The organism is Pseudomonas brassicae, assembly GCF_010671725.1.
In the GTDB taxonomy this organism is placed as follows: Bacteria; Pseudomonadota; Gammaproteobacteria; order Pseudomonadales; family Pseudomonadaceae; genus Aquipseudomonas; species Aquipseudomonas brassicae.
Genome location: NZ_JAAHBU010000126.1, coordinates 1 through 3,586, shown reverse-complemented (window position 1 = coordinate 3,586; position 3,586 = coordinate 1). Strand labels below are relative to the sequence as shown.

At 67.5% G+C, this 3,586-nt stretch carries 4 protein-coding genes; 1 reads left to right on the top strand and 3 read right to left on the bottom strand.

Annotated features, from left to right (window positions below; translation table 11 throughout):
• Positions 1–15: 15 nt before the first annotated feature.
• On the bottom strand, positions 16–540 hold the full coding sequence (locus tag G3436_RS10410) for an Mpo1 family 2-hydroxy fatty acid dioxygenase (RefSeq protein ID WP_163944431.1): 525 nt from the start codon (positions 538–540) through the stop codon (positions 16–18).
• A gap of 90 nt (positions 541–630) precedes the next feature.
• Between G3436_RS10410 and G3436_RS10405 the strand changes: the two genes are divergently transcribed.
• Positions 631–1,323, top strand: a complete 693-nt coding sequence (locus tag G3436_RS10405) for a Crp/Fnr family transcriptional regulator (RefSeq protein ID WP_163944428.1) — start codon at positions 631–633, stop codon at positions 1,321–1,323.
• Here G3436_RS10405 and G3436_RS10400 read toward each other — a convergent pair.
• Positions 1,295–2,896, bottom strand: a complete 1,602-nt coding sequence (locus tag G3436_RS10400; RefSeq protein WP_163944425.1) for an arylsulfatase — start codon at positions 2,894–2,896, stop codon at positions 1,295–1,297. The two genes, G3436_RS10405 and G3436_RS10400, sit on opposite strands and share 29 nt — an antisense overlap.
• Positions 2,897–2,905: 9 nt before the next feature.
• On the bottom strand, positions 2,906–3,586 hold a 681-nt coding region (locus tag G3436_RS10395; protein ID WP_163944421.1), incomplete at its 5' end, for an ABC transporter ATP-binding protein.

Here is a 3,586-nt window from a genome sequence, read left to right as displayed (position 1 = left end):
CAGCGAAGGCGGCCTTCAGACCACCGCCTTCTTGGGGCGAATGCCCACCGGCCCCGCATTCCCCTCGATCGCCCGCTTCAATTCCCCCCGCAACCCCAACAGAAACGCCATCTCCGCCACCACGAACAACGGCCCCACGATCAGCCCGCTGATATCGTCGACGAACGCCGGCTTGCGCCCCTCGTAGTAATGCCCGACGAACTGGATCACCCAGCCCACCACGAACAACCCCAACCCGCCGCTCAACCACACCAGCGTACTCTGCACCGCCAGCACCTGCCCGGCCCACAGGCACAACCCCAGCAGTGCACTCATCAACAGCCCGAAGCGCGTGTCCAGGCGCAGGTAGAACCACGCCGACCACGCCGCCACCAGCAACGCCGGTGACAGCCACATCCCGCTCAGTTCGATCCCCGGACGCGACAACAGTAGGGTGACCGCCACCACGATCATCGGGATCCCCACGAAGTGCGTGGCGATATTGCGCGGGTCGCGGTGGTAGGCAGCGTATTGACTCAGGTGTTCGACGAGGCTTTTCATTGTTGTTCCTCCTGTAGGATGGCCCCAGCTTGCCTGGCCCAGGCCCCAGCGTCTGTCGGCTAGCCGACAGAGTCACTCACGAGGCCCCGCATGAACCCATCGATACTGCGTCAAGGTCACTGGTTCACACAGCTGCCCGTTACCTTGCAGGATAGCCTGTTGCACCTGGCCCGGCCGTTGACCCTGGAGGCTGGCGCCTGCCTGTTCCAGCGCGGCGACGCGCCGTGCGGGCTGTATGCGGTGCTCGACGGCGCCGTGCGCATCGGTGCGGTCAGCGCCCAGGGCAAGGAGGCGGTGCTGACCCTGATCGAGGCACCGCACTGGTTCGGCGAGATCGGCCTGTTCGATGACCAGCCACGTACCCACGACGCGTTCGCCGAGGGCCCGACGCAGCTGTTGCGCGTTCCCCAGGCGGCACTGTCGAGGTTGCTGGATGAGCACCCGCGCTACTGGCGCGAATTTGCCTTGCTGATGAGCCACAAGCTGCGCCTGGCGTTCGTCGCGCTGGAGCAGCAGAGCCTGATGAGTGCGCCACCACGGGTGGCCTACCGCCTGTTGCAGATCGCCGCCGGCTACGGTGAGGTGGACGGTGCACGGCGTGTGTTGCAGTTGTCCCAGGAGCAACTGGCGCTGATGCTGGCGCTGTCACGCCAGACCACCAACCAGATCCTGCGGGCGCTGGAGCAGGACGGCGTGCTGCGCCTGAGCTACGGCGAGATCGAGATCCTCGACCCTGCGCGCCTGGGGCAATTGGCTAATCCGGCTGGAACGGCGACTGGCTGAGGATCACCCCGGTCTCTTCGACGTACTTCTGCCATTCGCCGAGCAGCACCTGCAGGCGTGCCGGCTGGGCCAGGGCCAGGTCGTGGACTTCGCCAGGGTCGACGCTCAGGTCATACAGCTGCCAGATCGCCGGCCCCACGGGGCCCGGAATGTACACCGCCTTCCAGTGGCCCTGGCGGATGGCCCGGCGACCGAACAGCTCCCAGCCGGTGACGGTGTGTTCGTCGTGCACCTGCTCGGTTTCGCCCGACAGGTAGCCCAGCCATGACTTGCCGCGCAGCGGCGCGACGTCGCGCCCCTGCCAGCGCTTGCCGGGATGGCGGATGCCGGCGAGGTCGAGCAGGGTCGGGGTGATGTCCATCACGGTGCTGAACTGATGGCTGATCTGCCCCTGGCGCGCCAGTGCCGGGTAATGCAGCAGCGCCGGCACGCGAATGCCGCCTTCGGTGGTGAAGGCCTTGTACAACCGCGACGGGGCGGTGGCTGCCTGCGCCCAGTGCGGGCCGTACCACACGTAGGAATTGGCCCGGCCGATGTTCTCCAGGCTGTTGTCGTAGTGCTGGTCGAGGTAGCTGGCCAGGTGCGGGCCGAACTTGGGGAAGGCTTCGAGCAAGGCGCCCTCGGCGCCGTTGTCGGACATGAACAGCACCAGCGTGTTGTCCAGCAGGCCCTGGTTGCGCAGGTAGCCGAGCACCCGGCCGATGTTCCAGTCCATGCGCTCGACCATCGCTGCGTACACCTCCATGGACCGCGCCGAGCGCTGGCGTTGTTCGTCGCTGAGCGCCTGCCACTGTTCGTCCACCGGGTGCGCCTGCACGTCGGCGGCGATCAGGCCCAGGGCGCGCAGTTTTTCCAGGCGCTGTTGGCGCAGTACCTCGGGGCCGGTGTCGTAGCGGCCCGTGTAGCGCGCCACCACCTCGGCCGGAGCCTGCAGCGGCCAGTGCGGCGCCGAGAAGGGCAGGTAGGCGAAGAACGGCCGGCTCTGGTCACGCTCCTTGAGGTACTGCAGCAATTTGTCGCCGAAGGCGTCGGAAGAATAGAAGCCCTCGGGCAAGTGCTCGACGAAGGTGTCGTCCTCGATGTACAGCGCCGGTGTCGATTTGAGCAGGCCGGGGGTGTGTTCGTCGTAGGTGGGCTCGAAACCGTAGTGGTTGGCGGCGCCCGGCAGCAGCGCGAAGGAGCGCTCGAAACCCCGTGCATGCGGGGCCTGCTCGGCCTTCAGGCCCAGATGCCACTTGCCGCTCATGAGGGTCTGGTAGCCGGCCTCGCGCAGCAGCTCGGGCAGCGCGACCACGCGATCATTCAGGTAGCCCTCGTAGCCCGGCTTGCCGATCAGCTCCGGGGTCAGCGCCTCGGCCATGGTGCCGATGCCGGCGATATGGTGGTCGGTGCCGGTCAGCAGCATCGAGCGGGTGGGCGAGCAGGTGGGCGCGGTATGGAAGTCGGTCAGGCGCAGGCCGGCGGTGGCCAGCGCGTCGAGGTGCGGCGTGGCGATTTCGCCGCCGAAGGCGCCGAGGTCGGAAAAGCCCAGGTCGTCGGCAACGATGATCAGGAAGTTCGGGCGTTGGCTCATGGTCGGCACTCAGCAGGCAAGGTAGGTCAGGGGCAGGTCGCGGATCTGTTCGACGACGGGCGGCAGGTAGCGCTCGTCGTGGGTCAGCTCGTGCAGCAGGGTTTCGCGCAGCCGGTGGAAGGCCAGGCTGGCGCGCTGGCGCGGGTGCGGCAGGTCGATCTCGACGATGCGCTTGATGCGCCCGGGGCGCGGTTCGAGCACCACCACGCGGTCGGCCAGGAAAATCGCCTCTTCGACATCGTGGGTCACCAGCAGGGTGGTGATGCGCGCGCGCTCGCGAATCGCCAGCAGCTCGTCCTGCATCTGCTGGCGGGTCAGCGCATCGAGCGCGCCGAAGGGTTCGTCCAGCAGCAGGATGCGCGGGCTGGCCACCAGCCCGCGGGCGATCGCCACGCGTTGTGCCATGCCGCCGGAGAGCTGGTGCGGGTAGGCCTGGCTGAAGTCTTCAAGGCCGACCAGGGCAATGAAGTCCTGCACGCGCCGGGCGCGCTGGGCCCGCTCCAAGCCCTCGTTGACCAGGCCCAGGTCGATGTTTTCGGCCACCGTCAGCCAGGGGAACAGGCGGTGTTCCTGGAACACGATGCCGCGTTCGCTGCCGATGCCGTGTACCGGCTGGCCGTCGATCAGGATCTGCCCCTGGTAATCGGCGTCCAGCCCCACCAGCAGGCGCAGCAGGGTGGATTTGCCGCA